The sequence below is a fragment of the Oryzomicrobium sp. genome, from assembly GCF_036820405.1.
Taxonomy (GTDB): Bacteria; Pseudomonadota; Gammaproteobacteria; order Burkholderiales; family Rhodocyclaceae; genus Oryzomicrobium.
The window spans coordinates 40,527-55,859 of the sequence record NZ_DAISLS010000011.1 but is presented as its reverse complement, the minus strand read 5'-3'; the positions used below and the strand labels follow the sequence as shown (position 1 = coordinate 55,859).

At 67.6% G+C, this 15,333-nt stretch carries 18 protein-coding genes; 5 read left to right on the top strand and 13 right to left on the bottom strand.

Translation table 11 applies throughout. The annotated features are described in order from the left end of the window. Positions 1–11: 11 nt before the first annotated feature. Entirely contained in the window at positions 12–1,184 is a 1,173-nt protein-coding gene (locus tag V7Z98_RS11885) for a YeiH family protein (protein WP_334158185.1), read from the top strand. Positions 1,185–1,280: 96 nt separating this feature from the next. Here the strand turns inward: V7Z98_RS11885 and uraH are convergent, their stop codons facing one another. Beyond that, positions 1,281–1,694, bottom strand: a complete 414-nt coding sequence (gene uraH / locus V7Z98_RS11880) for a hydroxyisourate hydrolase (protein ID WP_293264480.1) — start codon at positions 1,692–1,694, stop codon at positions 1,281–1,283. Between the two features lie 27 nt (positions 1,695–1,721). Continuing rightward, positions 1,722–2,207 carry a GlcG/HbpS family heme-binding protein gene (locus tag V7Z98_RS11875; RefSeq protein WP_293264482.1) on the bottom strand — a complete coding sequence of 162 codons (486 nt, stop codon included), beginning with the start codon at positions 2,205–2,207 and terminating at the stop codon, positions 1,722–1,724. A 138-nt stretch (positions 2,208–2,345) separates the two neighbouring features. Here V7Z98_RS11875 and V7Z98_RS11870 point away from each other — a divergent pair, with 138 nt between their 5' ends. Next, positions 2,346–3,017 (top strand): heavy metal response regulator transcription factor, encoded by a 672-nt coding sequence (locus tag V7Z98_RS11870; protein ID WP_334158183.1) that lies wholly within the window; start codon positions 2,346–2,348, stop codon positions 3,015–3,017. Further along, positions 3,014–4,426 carry a heavy metal sensor histidine kinase gene (locus V7Z98_RS11865; protein ID WP_334158182.1) on the top strand — a complete coding sequence of 471 codons (1,413 nt, stop codon included), beginning with the start codon at positions 3,014–3,016 and terminating at the stop codon, positions 4,424–4,426. The genes V7Z98_RS11870 and V7Z98_RS11865 overlap by 4 nt, the downstream gene beginning before the upstream one ends. Positions 4,427–4,571: 145 nt before the next feature. On the opposite strand, the gene V7Z98_RS11860 is transcribed toward V7Z98_RS11865, so the two are convergent. Next, positions 4,572–5,447 carry a LysR family transcriptional regulator gene (locus tag V7Z98_RS11860; protein ID WP_334158180.1) on the bottom strand — a complete coding sequence of 292 codons (876 nt, stop codon included), beginning with the start codon at positions 5,445–5,447 and terminating at the stop codon, positions 4,572–4,574. A 241-nt stretch (positions 5,448–5,688) separates the two neighbouring features. Here V7Z98_RS11860 and V7Z98_RS11855 point away from each other — a divergent pair, with 241 nt between their 5' ends. After that, positions 5,689–6,405 carry a DUF554 domain-containing protein gene (locus tag V7Z98_RS11855; protein ID WP_334158179.1) on the top strand — a complete coding sequence of 239 codons (717 nt, stop codon included), beginning with the start codon at positions 5,689–5,691 and terminating at the stop codon, positions 6,403–6,405. 147 nt (positions 6,406–6,552) lie between these two features. Here V7Z98_RS11855 and V7Z98_RS11850 read toward each other — a convergent pair whose 3' ends face one another. The 10 genes from V7Z98_RS11850 to V7Z98_RS11810 form a co-directional block, all read right to left on the bottom strand. Next, positions 6,553–6,831 carry a hypothetical protein gene (locus V7Z98_RS11850; RefSeq protein WP_334158178.1) on the bottom strand — a complete coding sequence of 93 codons (279 nt, stop codon included), beginning with the start codon at positions 6,829–6,831 and terminating at the stop codon, positions 6,553–6,555. Between the two features lie 221 nt (positions 6,832–7,052). Then, the gene (locus V7Z98_RS17890; RefSeq protein WP_442951839.1) at positions 7,053–7,349 is read right to left on the bottom strand and encodes a GIY-YIG nuclease family protein; all 297 of its coding nucleotides are present in this window, start codon (positions 7,347–7,349) and stop codon (positions 7,053–7,055) included. A 106-nt stretch (positions 7,350–7,455) separates the two neighbouring features. Further along, positions 7,456–9,183 (bottom strand): thiosulfohydrolase SoxB, encoded by a 1,728-nt coding sequence (gene soxB, locus V7Z98_RS11845; RefSeq protein WP_293264494.1) that lies wholly within the window; start codon positions 9,181–9,183, stop codon positions 7,456–7,458. Between the two features lie 82 nt (positions 9,184–9,265). Then, a complete protein-coding gene (gene soxX / locus V7Z98_RS11840) occupies positions 9,266–9,946 on the bottom strand; it encodes a sulfur oxidation c-type cytochrome SoxX (protein ID WP_334158176.1) in 681 nt (226 codons plus the stop codon). A gap of 10 nt (positions 9,947–9,956) precedes the next feature. After that, on the bottom strand, positions 9,957–10,805 hold the full coding sequence (gene soxA / locus V7Z98_RS11835) for a sulfur oxidation c-type cytochrome SoxA (protein ID WP_293264498.1): 849 nt from the start codon (positions 10,803–10,805) through the stop codon (positions 9,957–9,959). A gap of 122 nt (positions 10,806–10,927) precedes the next feature. Beyond that, the gene (gene soxZ, locus V7Z98_RS11830) at positions 10,928–11,239 is read right to left on the bottom strand and encodes a thiosulfate oxidation carrier complex protein SoxZ (protein ID WP_293264500.1); all 312 of its coding nucleotides are present in this window, start codon (positions 11,237–11,239) and stop codon (positions 10,928–10,930) included. A gap of 60 nt (positions 11,240–11,299) precedes the next feature. Beyond that, complete coding sequence (soxY, locus tag V7Z98_RS11825; RefSeq protein ID WP_334158173.1) at positions 11,300–11,782, bottom strand: thiosulfate oxidation carrier protein SoxY; 483 nt, start codon at positions 11,780–11,782, stop codon at positions 11,300–11,302. A 57-nt stretch (positions 11,783–11,839) separates the two neighbouring features. Further along, entirely contained in the window at positions 11,840–12,922 is a 1,083-nt protein-coding gene (locus V7Z98_RS11820) for a c-type cytochrome (RefSeq protein ID WP_334158171.1), read from the bottom strand. After that, positions 12,906–14,291: a sulfite dehydrogenase gene (soxC, locus tag V7Z98_RS11815; protein WP_293264504.1), complete on the bottom strand. Its 1,386-nt coding sequence runs from the start codon at positions 14,289–14,291 to the stop codon at positions 12,906–12,908. The genes V7Z98_RS11820 and soxC overlap by 17 nt, the downstream gene beginning before the upstream one ends. A 103-nt stretch (positions 14,292–14,394) precedes the next feature. Continuing rightward, positions 14,395–14,736, bottom strand: a complete 342-nt coding sequence (locus tag V7Z98_RS11810) for an ArsR/SmtB family transcription factor (protein ID WP_054621613.1) — start codon at positions 14,734–14,736, stop codon at positions 14,395–14,397. Positions 14,737–15,006: 270 nt separating this feature from the next. Between V7Z98_RS11810 and V7Z98_RS11805 the strand changes: the two genes are divergently transcribed. Further along, a complete protein-coding gene (locus V7Z98_RS11805) occupies positions 15,007–15,330 on the top strand; it encodes a c-type cytochrome (RefSeq protein WP_293264507.1) in 324 nt (107 codons plus the stop codon). Positions 15,331–15,333 lie beyond the last annotated feature (3 nt).

Below are 15,333 nucleotides of genomic sequence, written 5' to 3'. Positions count from 1 at the left end.
CGAGGCTCCCCATGTCCTCCCCTGCCAATGCATCCGCGGCCCTGGCCGCCCCGCCCCTGTCGTTCGCGCAACGCATTTTCCAAGGCTTTCGGGCCGCCGCCCCCGGCCTCATCCTCACCCTGGCCCTGGGCCTGGGCGCCCTGCTGCTCGCCCGCCAGCCGGCGGTGCAGGGCTGGGGATTGTCGGCCCTGACCCTGGCCATCGTCGCCGGCATCTTCATCGGCAACACCGTGTTCGCCCCGGTGGAACGGCTCGCCGCCCCCGGCGTAGGGGTGGCCAAGCAGACCCTGCTGCGCGCCGGCATCGTGCTCTACGGTCTGCGCCTGACCTTTCAGGACATCGCCGCGGTGGGCACCGCCGGGCTGGTGGTGGACGCCCTGGTGGTGGCGATCACCTTCGTCCTGGCACTGCAACTGGGCACCCGCTGGCTCGGCCTGAGCCGCCGCCAGGCGGCCCTGATCGGCGCCGGCAGCGCCATCTGCGGCGCGGCGGCGGTGCTGGCCACGGCGCCGGTGGTGGCGTCCGCCCACGCGGCCCGGGATGAGGGCCACCATGAAAGCCCCCTGGCCGACCAAGTGGCGGTGGCGGTGGCCACGGTGGTGGTGTTCGGCACTCTGGCCATGTTCACCTACCCGGCCCTCTACGCCGCCCTGGCCCACTGGGGCTGGGCCGTCTCGCCGGAAGCCTTCGGCCTGTACACCGGCGCCACGGTGCACGAGGTGGCCCAGGTGGTGGCCGCCGGCCGCGCCATCAGCCCGGACGCGGCAGCCACGGCGGTGATCGCCAAAATGCTGCGGGTGATGATGCTGGCGCCCTTTCTGGTGATTCTGGCCGGGCTATTCGCCAGCGGCGGCGCCGGCAACGGTGGTAATGGTGCTAATGGCGGCAATGTCGCCGGCCGGGGCGCGGCGGTGCTGCGCGCCTTCCCCTGGTTCGCCCTGGGCTTCGTCGCCCTGGCCGGGTTCAATTCCCTGGACCTGCTGCCCCAGGCAGTGAAGGGCGGCCTGATCGTCGCCGACGACCTGCTGCTGGCCACCGCCATGGGCGCCCTGGGCCTGACCACCCGCTTTTCCGCCATCCGCCGCGCCGGCCCCCGGCCCCTGCTGCTGGCCGGCCTGCTGGCCCTGTGGCTGGTGGCGGGCGGCGGAGCCCTGACCGCCCTGGCCCTGCACCTGGCGGGCTGACCGTCCCCCAGCTCCCCGGCCCGGGGCAACGCCCCCTGGCCCAACAAAAAACCCCGCCAGGCATATGCCGGGCGGGGTTTTTTGCCAGTGCGGGGCTTAATTGCCCCGGTAGGTGGAGTAGCCGTAGGGGCTGAGCAGCAGGGGGATGTGGTAGTGCTGCGTCGCATCCTCGACGGTGAAGGGCACCGGGATCTCGGGGAAGAAGGTCGGCTGCTTGATCTTGGCGAAGTGCTCGCCGGTATGGAACACCACCCGGTACTCGCCGGCGGCGAAACGCTCCTTGGCCGGGAACATCTCACGGATGCGGCCCTGGGCGTCGGTCACGGCCGAGCCGAGGGGGCGCCAGCCGGCGGCGGTCTTTTGCTCGAGATCGACGGTCACGCCCGGGGTCGGCTGACCGCTTTGCAGGTCCAGGATGTGGACGCTCAACGGGTTGCCGGCGGCGAGGGCGGCGTGGCTGGCGAGGCAAAGCAGGCCGGCCAGGGCCAGGGTGCGGATCGGTTGCAGCATGGAACTATCCTCCTTGAAAAAAGGGATTCAACGGGTTTGCAGGTCGGGGCGGCCGGCCAGGGCGGCCCGGGCGCAGGTGTCGTCGCCCTCGGGGCCGCCGCCCCCCGCCACGCCGATGGCCCCCACCAGGGCATCGCCCTGCCACAGCGGCACGCCGCCGCCGAGCAGCAGCAGTTCGGGCAGGTGGGCGAGGTTGGCCGTGTCGGGGTTGGCCCGGGCGGCCCGCCCCAAGTGCAGGGTGGCGGTCTTGGTCGACAGGGCGCTGTAGGCCTTGCGGCGCGCCGCCTCGGTGTTGTGGGGGCCGACGCCGTCGCCCCGGCCCAGCAGCACGGTCTGGCCGCCGGCATCGAGCACGGCAATGGTGACCGCCTTGCCCCGGGCCGCGCAGGCCTCCCGGGCCGAGGCCGCCAGCTGTTCCGCAGCCGACAAGGTCAGTTGCGGTGCGACGGGCAGGGGCGCGGCCTGGACAGCGGTGGCGGCGAACACCAGGGGAAAGAGGAATTTGCCGGTCATCGGATGGTCTCCGTCACAGTGATGCCGGCCACGATAGCGGGCGGGGGCTGGCGGAACGGTGGCGGCCCGATGACAAAATTGTCATCCACCGCCGCGCCCGCCATGGCTACCATCCGGGCTCGATGAGGAGGCGCAAGCGTGCGGATACTGGTGGTGGAAGACGAGCCGAAGACCGGCGACTACTTGAAGAAGGGGCTGACCGAATCGGGCTTTGTCGTCGACCTGGCCCGGGACGGCCGGGAGGGGCTGCACCTTGCCGAGGAAGGGGGGCACGACCTGATCGTGCTCGACGTGATGCTGCCCGGGCTGGACGGCTGGCAGGTGCTGCACCGGCTGCGCGAGGGCCGGGGGACGCCGGTGATCTTCCTGACCGCCCGGGACGGCCTGGACGACCGGATCAAGGGGCTGGAACTGGGGGCCGACGACTACCTGGTCAAGCCCTTCGCCTTCGCCGAGCTGGTGGCGCGCATCCGCACCCTGCTGCGGCGCGGCCCCCTGCGCGAGGCGGACCAGCTGGCCATCGACGATCTGTGCATGGACGTGCCGGCGCGCCGCGTCACCCGGGGCGGCGAGCGCATCCACCTGACACCGCGGGAATTCGCCCTGCTGCACCTGCTGCTGCGCCGCCAGGGCGAGGTGCTCTCCCGCAGCCAGATCGCCTCCCAGGTGTGGGACATGAACTTCGACAGCGACACCAACGTGGTGGACGTGGCGATCCGGCGCCTGCGGCAAAAGATCGGCGACCCGGTGCCGGGGCGGCTGATCCACGCGGTGCGCGGCATGGGCTACGTGTGCGAATGGCGCCCGTGACGCCCCGCCTGTCCCTGGGCGCCCGGCTGGCGGTCTTGTTCGCCGCGGTGGTCGCCGTCGCCAGCAGCGCCCTGGGCTTTTACCTCTACCACTCCTTCGCCGGCCAGCTCGAATGGCGCGACGACGTGCAACTGCTCGGCAAGCTCCGGCAGTTGCGCCAGCAGCTCGCCGACGCGGCCACCCCCGAGCTGCTGCTGACGCGCCCCCAGTACCTGCGCGACACGATGAGCGGCGAGAGCAACGCCCTGATCGAGGTGCGCGCCCCGGACGGCGAGGTCCTGCTGACCATCAACCCGCGCCGCGAGGCCCTGCCCGCCCCCGCCCCCCTGGCCGAAAACGAGGAGCCGACTCCAACGGCGCTGGTGCGCTGGCGCACCCGGGACGGCAGCCCCGCCGCCGCGGTGGCCGGCGTGGCCCGGCTGGGGCAGCCCGACGGGCGCCCCGTCGTCATCACCGTCGCCCGCGCCTATCCGGACCGGGAGGCGCTGCTGGCCGCCTATCGCTGGCGCATCGGCCTGGCCGCCACCGCCGCCGCGCTGCTGGCCGCGCTCCTGTCCACCTGGGTGGTGTGGCGCGCCCTGGCACCGCTGCGCCGCTTGAGCCGCGAAGCCGGCGACATCACCGTCAATCGGCTGTCGACCCGGCTCGTGGATCGCGATGCGCCGCCCGAGATCGCGCGCTTGATCGCGGCGCTCAACACCATGCTCGCCCGCCTCGAAGACGGCTTCGCCCGGCTATCCCAGTTCGCCGCCGACCTGGCCCACGAATTCCGCACCCCGGTGGGCAACCTGCTCGGCCAAAGCCAGGTAATGCTCGCGCGCCCGCGCCCGGAGGCCGAATACCAGGCGCTGCTCGAATCGAACATCGAAGAGCTGGAACGGCTGGCGCGCATGATCGACAACATGCTGTTTCTCGCCCGGGCCGATCACGCCGGACAGGCCCTCGACAGGCAGCCCCTGTCGATCGCCGCCGAGCTGACCCGGCAGGCCGAGTACTTCGAGGGCGTGGCCGAAGAACGGGGACTGACGCTCCTGGCCCAGGGGGACGGCACCCTGTGGGCCGACCCGGCCTTGCTGCGCCGCGCCCTGGGCAACCTGGTGGCCAATGCGGTGCGGCACGCCACGCCCGGCAGCACGATCCGGCTGGCGGCGGCCCACGACGGGAACGCCTGGAACCTGATGGTGGAAAACGACGGCGCGCCCCTGCCCGAAGACGTGCTCGCCCGCCTGTTCGACCGCTTTTATCGCGCCGACACGGCTCGCTCCGATTCGGCCCGCTCCAATGGCCTGGGCCTGGCGATCGTGCGCTCGATCATGGCCCTGCACGGCGGGCAGGCCCAGGTGGCGCAAGCCGGGTCGCGGCTGCGCTTCACCCTGACGTTTCCCGACGCCCCGGGCCCGGCGGCGTAAGGCGGCCGCCCCAGGCGGTGCGGTGCGGCGTGGCGTGGCGTGGCGTGGCGGGCGATTCCGGCGCTCCGGGCCGGACGCGTCCAGACACGCTCAGGCGCTCTTCGGGCGCCCTCGCCCCTTGCGCTGGCGCTTCGGTCCGGTCGGGTCAATCGGCCCAGAAGGTCAGCAGACGTTCCACCAGGGCCGCATCCTGCTCGCCGCTGCGGCACACCAGGGACAGGTGGTAGTCCGGCAGGTCCGCCTCCAGGGGGCGGACCCAGTAGTCCTCGCCCATGTCCCCCGTCTCGGACTCGGGCACCACGGCAATGCCGGCAAAGCCCCGGCGCATCAGCTCCAGCAGCAGGGACACGTCGGAGCTGTAAAGGGCCACGTTGGGAGTCAGCCCCAGTTCGTGGAAGCTGCGCAGCAGGCGCTCGTAGGTGCTCACGCCGAAGGAGCGGCGCAGCAGAAGCAGGGGATGGGGCGCCAGGTCGGCCAGGGTGAGGCGCCGCGGCACCGTGCCGTGCAGGCGGCGCGGCAGCACCGCCACCGGCGGGCTGCTGGCCAGGCGCTGGATGCGGAAGTTTTCCGGGTGCAGGGGCGGCTGCATGAAGGCGGCGTCGATCTGGCCGGTTTCGAGCAGGTGCTCCAGGTAGCTCGAATCCCCCACCACCAGGCCGATCTGGCGGTCCTGGAAGAGCGCCCGCAGGGTCTCGAAGCGCGACAGCCACAGGGCCCGGGAGGTGGGGGTGAGGCCGATGCGTAGGGTCGGCCCGGCCTGGGTGGCGGCACGGATCACCTCTTCCTTGGTGGCGTCCACGCTGCGCAGGATGTCCCGGGCGCGGCGGTAGAGCAGCCGGCCGGCGTCGGTGAGTTGCAGCTGGCGGCCCTGACGCAGGAAGAGGGGCGTGCCCAGTTCCTCTTCCAGTTCGCGCAGGCGCTGGCTCAGGGGCGGCTGGGCCATGTGCAGCACCCGGGCCGCCCGGCTGATCTGGCCCTGGTCGGCAATGGTGCAGAAGTAGTGCAGGCGCTTCAGGTCCATGGCGTCACCCCGTGGCTTTCCATATCGTTTCGATATTCATGCAAATTCAAACGATATTATCCACGCTGACCTTCGCTCAATACACTTTCGTCTTCATATCGTAAAAGTTGCCTTGTTGGATTACGTTGCCACGTTGCCACGCTACCAGGCTGGCCGCGGACCGGGGGTGGGCCCCGGTTCTCCGGCCCCGGCGCTGCCGTGCCGAGGCGGGCAAGGCGACGCGGAAGAAAGCGAGCGTGCAATGCTGGGTCCCCTGGTCAATAGCGCCGTCCTGATCGTGGGCGGCATTTCCGGCGCAATCCTGGGCCGGCGCATCCCGGTGCGGGTCAGCCAGGCCCTGCCGCTAACCTGCGGCATCCTCGCCGCCGGCATCGGCACCACCCTGATGGCCAAGGTCCATGCCATTCCGCCCCTGGCCCTGGCGCTACTGGGCGGGGCGCTGATCGGCGAGCTGCTGTGCCTCGAACGGGGGCTGGAGTTGGCCATCGGCTGGGCCCAGAAGCAGGCCGAACGGCTGCTGCCTGGGGACAAGGGCAACCCCAAGGTGGAAGGCTTCGTCGCCAAGTACGTGACCATCCTGGTGCTGTTCTGCGCCAGCGGCATGGGCATCTTCGGTGCCACCCACGAAGGCATGACCGGCGAAGCCCAGATCCTCATCGCCAAGTCGGTGCTCGACCTGTTCACCGCCACCATCTTCGCCGCCGAACTTGGGGTCTCCGTGGCCCTCATCGCCGTGCCACAGATGCTCATCCAGGGCGCCCTCTACGCCAGCGCCACCCTGCTGGTGCCCCTGACCACCCCGGCCATGCTGGCCGATTTTTCCGCCTGCGGCGGCCTGGTGATGCTCGCCACCGGCCTACGCATCTGCGGCATCAAGCTGTTTCCGGTGGTGAACATGCTCCCCGCCCTGGTGCTGGCAATGCCGTGTTCGGCGCTGTGGGGGCGGGTGTTTGGGTGAGGAAGCGAACTCGCTGCCCGTGTAAGGGAAATTTGGCCGTACCTGGTGCGCTCCGACCACACACGTGCGCTGCCGGCCTCAACACCGGCAGCGTCAATTACGTGGCTGCGGTTATGGCAGCGGTGCTGCAAGGCTGACCGACACTTCTCAGCGGGCTACCAGAAGATCCAATGACCAGTTGGGCAACATGCGCCGACCAAGCTGTTGAACGAGCGATAACTCCCCTCGCAAGGACAGCCCAACATACGTCTCAGCAACTGCTTCGAGCTCCCCCTCGGGCAGCGTGATATGGAAGACAGTTAATTCTTGACTACCGCCTAAAGTCCACTCCTGGCCCCCGATGGACCCACCTAAAGCCTCGATCTCAGTCGTCAGACGCGAGAAAAGCTCAAAATCATATTCGGGACCAAGAATGACCTCGATCATGGAGTTTTCCAAAGGTTGAATTCACCAGCCTGCCCAGCTTTCGTGTAGACGGGCGCATTGCGGGAGGATATCGAGCCCTGTACGGCATATGCGCAAGGCCGGCAGAGTGATTGGTTGGATACCAAGAGGACTACACGGTTACCCCAGCTTGTCCACGAGGTGCGACATGAAACGCTCGTTGATTGTCCTGTAGTCGAGTTGGAGAAGGGCTTCATATGGGATTACACCATCCGCAACGAGAGAATCAACGCTATGAGCCACCTCCATATCATGCACGCAAGCTGCGTTATGTATTGAATGAGTTCTTCTGACGCGTCAAACCATTCCCCATGCGAATAGGCATCACGAAATTTTTCGTGGAGAGCGTACTCAGTGAGCTTATCTCCCGGATGAGCGCCAAGGAATAGCAATTTATCGGGTGAGCCGGTCTGAAGAACCCCCATCCGACTGTGAATGAACCGCGTAGTAAATCCAATCTTTATACGGCGAGTGATTTCGCCTTGGATGAAGTAAATCATAGTACCCAATGTGACTGACGGACTTAAATGCACAACGCCCCGCCACCACCGGAATCGACCGGTAGCGACGGGGCGTTGTGTTTTTGGCGACTAGAGGTTTAAACCGTCAGCCCACCATCCCCGGGTTGCCGTCCACGCCCTTCAGCTTGGGCAGGTTGAGGGCCACGGGTTTCACGGTCTTGATGCTGCGCAGGTAGCCGGCCACCACGTCCCAGATCGGTTCGCCGCCGGCGGCCTTGGCGTCTTCGGACACCGGGGCCCAGCCGGCGACCTTGTAGGTCTTGGCCGGGTCGATGGGCTTGCCGTTGAGGCGCATGTCCTGGATGCGGCCGCCCATCTTGGCGGTGGGGTCGCAGGTGTATTGCAGGCCGCCCACCCGCACCATGTCGCCGCCCTGCTGGTAGTAGGGGTCCGGGTTGAAGAGGTTGTCGCAGACGTCTTCGAGCACGGTCTTGATCATCTCCCCGGTCATGTTGGTGACGGTGGTGTAGGGGTAGGTGATGGCGGTCTGGTCGAGGACGTGCTCCATGGTGATGGCCTGGCCGGGCAGCAGCGAGGTGCCCCAACGGAAGCCGGGGGAGAAGGCGATCTCGGCGTCCTTGACCTTCATCAGGGCGTCCAGGATGACCTGGTCGAAGGTGCCGTTGAAGTTGCCGCGACGGTAGAGCAGGCCCTCGGTGACGGCCAGCTGCTCGCCGAGCTTGCTCTCGTAGGGGGCGCGGATCTTGGCGATCAACTCGTCCATGGCCTTGTCCGCCGGGATCAGGTTGGCGAACACGGGGAGCAGCTTGTAGCGGAAGTCGGCGACCTTGCCGTTCTTCACGTCGAAGTCGATCACGCCCAGGTACTTGCCGTTGGAGCCGGCGTTGGTGACCAGGGTGACGCCGCCGGCGTTCTTGACCTTGACCGGGGCGGGCACGCCGTCGTGGGTGTGGCCGCCCAAGATGGCATCGATGCCGCGCACGCGGGAGGCCATCTTGAGGTCCACGTCCATGCCGTTGTGGGAGAGCACCACCACCACCTGGGCGCCCTGGCCGCGGGCCTCGTCCACCACCTTCTGCATGTTGTCGTCCTGGATGCCGAAGGTCCAGTCGGCCACCATGTAGCGCGGGTTGGCGATGGGGGTGTAGGGGAAGGCCTGGCCGATGATGGCCACCGGCACGCCGTTGATCTGCTTGATGACGTAGGGCTTGAACACCGGGTCGCCGAAGTCGTTGGTCTTGACGTTCTGGGCGACGATGTCGATCTTGCCGGCGAAGTCCTTCTCTTCGATCTCCTTGAGGCGCTCCATGCCGTAGGTGCATTCCCAGTGCAGGGTCATGACGTCCACGCCGAGGGCCTTGCAGGCATCGACCATGTCCTGGGCGTTGGTCCACAGGCTGGTGCCGGAACCCTGCCAGGTGTCGCCGCCGTCGAGCAGCAGGGCGCCGGGGCGGGTGGCCTTCATGCGCTTGACCAGGGTGGCCAGGTGGGCGAAGCCGCCGACCTTGCCGTAGGTATGGGCGGCCTTTTCGAAGTCCAGGTAGGTGAAAGCATGGGCGTCCGGGGTGCCCGGGCGGATGCCGAAGTGCTTGAGCAGGGCCTCGCCCACCAGGTGGGGCACCTGGCCGCGCTGGCCGCCCAGGCCCAGGTTGACGTTGGGCTCGCGGAAGTAGATGGGCTTGAGCTGGGCGTGGCAGTCGGTCATGTGCAGCAGCGACACGTTGCCGAAGCGCGGCAGCTCGTACATCTTCGCCGCCGATTTTTCGGCCAGGGCGAAGTCGCTGTGCAGGGCGAAGCCGCCGGCGGCGGCCACCGCCAGCATGTTGAGGAATTCACGGCGGTTCATGCTCATGGAGCTTGTCCCTTCCTTCTCTAAACGGAAAAAAAGCCCGAGCGACGGTGCCGGTCGGGCCAAGGGGGGTAAGTCGGGCGGCTCAGTCCTTGTTGACCGGGGACTCCGGGTCCATCAGGAAGGCGACGATGTCGGCGATCTGCTCCGGCGTCAGCCAGGCGTGGTAACCGAAGCGCGGCATGTTGGTGCAGGCGGAGAAGGCCTGGGCGTTGTACACTTTCATGTAGGCGTAGCGGGCGATGTCCTCGCCGTAGCCGCGCACCTTGCCGAAGTTGTGCAGGGAGGGGCCGATGGTGCCGTAGGCCACTTCCTTGGTCGCCAGCTGGTGGCAGGCGTAGCAGTTGCCGCCCCGGGGCGTGCCCTTGGCGTCGGGCTGAATCTTGCCGATGTGCCCGCCGCGGCCGGAAGAGGCCAGTTCCTCGCCCTTCTTCCAGTCGCCCACCAGGCGGCCTTCCACCGGGAAGCGGATGGTTTCCAGCTGGGCCTTTTCGATCTTGGCGCGCACGGCCGGCGGCGGGTTGTCCTTGTACTGGCTGCACAGGGCCATGGCCTCGTCCTGCTTGAGGCGGTCCAGGTGGGTACGCGGCTGGTCGGGATCGAAGGAATCCAGGTAGAGCTTTTCGGCCTTGGCGGCCAGGGCGGCGTCGGCCTTGGCCGGCTTGGCCGCAGCCACCTTGTCGGCGGCCTGGGCGGCCAGCGGCAGGGCGCTGGAGACGGTCAGGGCCACAGCGGCGGCCAGGAGTCGCAGGGTGTGATGGTGCATGGTCGTCTCCTCAGCGCTTGATGCCCGGGGATTCGAGCACCCCGCCGGCGGCCTTGTTCTGGAGGTACATCTCGAGGGCGATGACCGCGTCCGAGGGGAACTTCTGCTCCGGCCAGCGGGCCTGGCGCATGCAGTCGATCAGGCGGCGCTGCATGGTCCACACGGTGCCTTGGGAAACGCGGTAGGCGGGCCAGGTGCGCATGGCCTTCTGGGCGCCCTTGGACTGGGACAGGTTGTCCAGGTCCTGGAGGCGGATGCGCACGCCGTCCTGGCCGTGGCAGACCGAACAGCCGAAGTCCTGGGGGCCGGAACGGCGGTGGAAGATGTATTCGCCCATCTTCACCATCTCGGCTTCCTTGGGATGCTTCACCGGCACGTTGATCTTCTGGCCGTTGCTCTGGGCGCCGACCCAGGTGACCAGGGCCACCAGGTCCGATTCCTTGCCCGGCTTGGAGTACCAGTTCTTGGTCGCCTCAGCGAAGGAGAAGCCTTGCTGGGTCTGCATGCAGTAGACCAGGCGGGCTTCCACGTCCATCACCTTGCCGGCGTCGGCGAAGTAGCGCGGCAGCTGGGCGTAGGCGCCTTCGACCTTGCCCGGGCCGAGGCCCAGGTCGCACTGTTCGAGGCTGACGTTCTTGGGGCCGCGGGGGGTCTTCCACAGTTCTTCGCCGCGCATTTCGATCAGCTCGGCGGGGTTGCCGTCGGCGAGCATCTCGCGGTACTTGGCGATCTCGTCCATGGACTTGTCCTGGGCCAGGGCCGGCGTGCCGGTCAACGTGGCCAGGGCAGCCAGGGCTGCAAGGCTGCCGGCCATCCGTTTGGCGGCAGCATGGGGGGTGCCTCGGCGTTGCTTACGCATGTCGCTCCTCCATCAAGGATTGTGCGGATCCCGTGCGCCGCCTGGGCGGGCGCCGGGCGCTTATTGGTATGGGTACTGCACGGGCCGGCGCTGCAACCGCCGGCCCGGGAACGGCCGTCGCCTTAGGCGATGGTGCCTTCGTCGGTGCGCTTGTCGCCCTTGTTGTCCACCCAGGACACGGTGACTTTTTCGCCCTTGGCGCCGCCCTTGAACTTGAACGCCAGGTAGGGGTTCTTGGACACGGCGGGGCCGAATTCGCCCTGGAGGACGACCTTGCCGTTCCAGGTGGCGGTGACTTCGGAGATGAAGTGGGCGGGCACGATGGCGCCGGAGGCGTCCTTGCGCTGGCCGGTTTCCATCTCGTGGCTCATGAGGATCTTCACTTCGGTGACGCCGTCCTTGTTGGCGGCGCGGATTTTCATCGGATCAGCCATGGTGTGACTCCTGTCTCGTTTGTTCGGTGGGGCCTGGTGGGGGTATCGCGTGCCGCCGGTTTAGCCGCCGCAGCCGCCCAGGGTGACCTTGATTTCTTTCTTGGCGATGTAGAACTTGCCGTCGGCCTTGACCAGGGCGAAGACGTCGGAGGTCTGGCCCATCTTCACCCGGGTGGTGATGGTGGCTTCGGTGCCTTCGGGGATCATGAACTGGGCGGCCAGGGCGTTCGGGTTCTTTTCCACCAGGATCGCCACCTGCTGGCTATGGGGCAGGTTGCTGGTGACGGTGACCGGGACCACGGCGCCGTTTTCGGCGATGTCCGGAGCGTTCAGCACCACGTCCTTGGATTCCACCGGGGTGCCGGCGGCGCCCAGGGCCTTCAGGGTGTCGGCCAGGGTCTTGGCTTCGAAGGCGCCCTTGTTCCAGGCGGCCAGGGCCATCTGCGGGGTGATCATGCCGGCGGCGGCCAGCAGGCCCAGGAAGCCCATGCCGCCCATCTTCTTCATGGCATCGCGGCGGGCGTTGATCTCGTTCATGCTCATCGGTCGGTCTCCTCTAAATGGCGTCCCACGACGCCGTGTGATCTTCATGCACTGCGGTTACTTTGCCGGGGCGCCCGACAGGATCCACTGGACCAGGCTCTTGATCTCCTCGTCCTTGAGGGATTGCGGCGGCATGGGAATCTGGCCCCACACGCCGGCGCCGCCCTGCTTCACCTTGGCGACCAGTTTACCTTCCGCGTCGCCCTTGCCCTTGTACTTGGCCGCCACCTCGTTGAAGCCCGGGCCGACCACCTTGTTGGTCAGGCCGTGGCAGGCGGTGCAGCCGGAGGCCTGGGCGAGCTGGTGCGCCTGGGCGTTGGCGGAGGGTTTCTCCGCCGCGGCGGCCGGCTGGCCCTTGGCGGCGTTGATGTCCTTGCCGCGGGTGGCGCCGATGGTGCGGTTCTGCTCGGCCAGGTTGCCGTGGGCGGTCTCGGCGTAGTCCGGCAGGGTCGAGCCGATCTTCACCTCGGTCTTGCAGTTGCTCATGCAGGCCACCGCCTTCACGTCCGGCTTGCCGGTGCCGATGCCCTTGCCCGGCCACAGACCGTGGTCGGTGGTCATGCCGTTGCGGTTGGGCATGCGCTTTTGCACTTCGGCGATGTTGGCGTCGGAGAGCACGAAGTCGGCCGGCACGATCTCGCCCAGGTTGAGGATGTAGGCGAGCACCGCGTACACCTCGTCGGTCTTGAGGGACTTGGGCGCGGTCCACGGCATGGCCCGGTTGATGTAGTCCCACAGGGTCGACAGGGTGGCCACCTTCATCAGCGTGGTGCGCTGGGGGAAGCTGGAGCCGGGTTGGAGATTCTTGACGTGGCCGGTCTTGATGTCGTCGGCGGTGGTGCCGCCGACGATGGGGGTGAACACCTCGTTCGATTCGCCGAAGGTGCCGTGGCAGGTGGCGCACTTGGCCTCCCATACGTCCTGGCCCTGCTCCACCGAGCCCTGGCCCTTGGGCAGGCCCTTGAAGTCGGGGCGCACGTCGATGTCCCAGGCGCGGATTTCCGCCGGGGTGGCGGCCCGGCCCAGGCCCTCGAAGGCCGGGTTGGTGGCCGGGGCGGCGCCCTTGCCGGCGGCCAGGGCCGAGGTGGCGCCCAGGGCGCCGATCAGAGCAACGCAGGCGAGCTTAGAGAACCTGGACATTGGACACCTCCCCGCTCTCGGCCACTTTCCAGGATTGAATGGCGTTGTTGTGATAGATCGACTTGGTGCCGCGCACGGCGCGCAGCTGGCCGTAGGACGGCTGGACGTAACCGGTTTCGTCGGTGACCCGGGATTGCAGGATGGCCGGCTTGCCGTCCCACACCCAGCCGATGTTGAAGCGGCTCAAGGCCTTGGAATGGACCGGGCCTTCCAGGCGCGCTTCCTTCCAGTTGATGCCGCCGTCGAAGGACACATCCACCTTCTTGACCTTGCCCCGGCCGGACCAGGCCAGGCCGGTGACGTTGTAGAAGCCCTTGTCGAGCAGCATCTGGCCGCCGGAGGGGCTGGTGATGACCGACTTGGCCTCCTGGGTGGAGGTGTACTGGCGGTGCTGGCCGTTGGGCATCAGGTCGATGTAGTGCACCGCCTCGTCCTTGGAGGCGTAGGGCTGGTCGCCCACCTCGATGCGGCGCAGCCACTTGACCCAGGACACGCCCTGGACGCCCGGCACCACCAGGCGCAGCGGGTAGCCGTTCTCGGGGCGCAGCATTTCGCCGTTCTGTCCGTAGGCCACCAGCACCTCGTCGGACAGCACCAGTTCCATGGGGATGGTACGGGTCATGGAGGAGCCGTCGGCGCCCTCGGCCAGGATGTACTTGCCCTTCTTCAGGTCGGCGCCGCAGTCCTCAAGAATCCAGCGCAGGGGTACCCCGGTGAATTCGGAGCAGGACAGCATGCCGTGGGAGTACTGGACGGTGGGCACCGCCACGTTGCCCCACTCCATGCCGGTGTTGGCGCCGCATTCGATGAAGTGGATGCGCGACACCGGCGGCATGCGCAGGATGTCGTCCATGGTGTAGACCTTGGGCCGCTTGACCATGGAGGGATCGGAGCCGTTGATCATCAGGCGGTGGCGCGACGGATCGATGTCCTGCCAGCCCTGGTGGTGGCGCTCGAAGTGCAGGCCCGAGGGGGTGATGATGCCGAACAGGCCCTGCAACGGGGTGAAGGCCACGGACGAGCCGGACACCCGGGTCAGGCCCGGCGATTCGCGGCGGATCAGGCCCTTTTCGTACTGGCTGGGCAACCCGTAGGGGCGGGCGGCGACGCCTTGGCCCAGGCTGGTGCTCCAGGGCGGCAGGGTGAGGATGGCGGAGTCGCCCTCCTCGGCGGCCCGGGCCAGGCCGGAAAAGCCGGCGGCGCCGGCACCCATGGCGGCCACGGCGGCGGAAAAGCTGCCGCGCAGGAAATCCCGGCGGCCAGCCTTGACCGCGGCGATGTCGTCCTGGCTCAGGAAGCCCTCGGGGGCCGGGCGCACCTTGCCCAGGCGCTGGCCGGCGCCCTCCGGCCGTGTCGGATGCTCACTCATGCAGTCTCCCCTCTCATGGATGGCATGGTTCATTTGAATATTCGAATAAAGCGATTATCCAGACGTCGCTCAGGCATCGCGCCGCGGGCCGGGCTTTCACCCGTTAGGCGTCGCTCGCCGGGAACAGGCCGGCGCCGTCGGCCGGCAGCCGGTCAGCCCGGCTGGCCACCGACACGCACACGGTGCGGCACAGGTCTACGAAATTCTGATCCACCACCCGGTAGAACACCTCGTTGCCGTCCCGGCGGCGGTCCACCACGCCGGCCCGGTAGAGCAGGCTGAGGTGCCGCGAGACGTTGGCCTGGGTCAGGCCGATGGCGTCCACCACTTCGTGCACCGGCTTTTCGCTGTTGCACAGGCAGTGAAGAATCCGCAGACGGGTCGGGTCCGAAAGCAGGCTGAAGTACTCAGCCACCACATCGAACACCTTGTCGACTTCGTCCATGACAGCGTAGAGTCCGAATAACGCGCTTCGTTGATTGGTGCGTTAAATCTATAACTATGTAGTTATATAGTCAATAACGCTGCGTGCTGTAGCGCAGCATAAAACGATGTCCTCGGCATCCCCGTCTTGCCCCGTCCAATCGGGGAAAATTCGCGGGAGCACGAGGAAGAGAACAGGCTGTCGTTACCCGCGCCGGCGCGAGGCGCCCTCCCGGGCCGCCGAATGCGGCGCACCATTCCCTGCGGGAAAACCAGCTTTCAAGGAGGAAACATGATTCGTTCGTCGCACCGACGGGCCCTGGCCCTGATTGCCGCCGCCGCCCTCGCCGGCGCCAGCGGCAGCGCCCTGGCCAAGGACCCGAACCTGGGCCGCAACCTGGCCGCCACTTGCGCCAATTGCCACGGCACCAACGGCCAGGCCGTGCCCGGCTCCGGCCTGGACGCCCTGGCCGGCACGCCCCGGGACAAGCTCTTGCAGAAGCTCAACGACTTCAAGACCGGTGTGAAGCCGGCGACGATCATGCATCAGATCAGCAAGGGCTACACCGACGAGCAACTGGGCCTGATCGCCGACTACTTTGCCGCGCAGAAATAAGGG